1 pseudogene is annotated in these 265 nt (G+C 69.8%); it reads right to left on the bottom strand.

What is annotated here, in order from left to right:
- Positions 1-265, bottom strand: a pseudogene (locus tag G5A07_RS21340) (pyruvate, phosphate dikinase); the annotation flags it as partial.

Raw genomic sequence — 265 nt, 5'->3', positions numbered from 1 at the left:
CCTTGTGGCCATTGGCCCTCATCGCCTCGGCTTCGTCCGAGTTGAACACGATCTCGCCCTGGGCGGCGCCGGGCGATGCCGGCAGGCCGGAGGCCAGAATGCGCCGCTCGGCCTTCGGATCGATGGTCGGGTGCAGCAATTGATCGAGCGAAGCGGGGTCGACCCGCGAGACGGCCTCGTCCTGGCTGATCAGGCCCTCGGCCGCGAGCTCGACCGCGATCCTGAGGCTCGCCTTGCCGGTGCGCTTGCCGTTGCGCGTCTGCAG

The organism is Stenotrophomonas sp. AS012628 (genome assembly GCF_010608305.1).
Classification (GTDB): Bacteria; Pseudomonadota; Gammaproteobacteria; order Xanthomonadales; family Xanthomonadaceae; genus Stenotrophomonas; species Stenotrophomonas geniculata.
The sequence above is the reverse complement of the archived record's forward strand: the minus strand, read 5'-3'. Positions and strand labels throughout refer to the sequence as shown.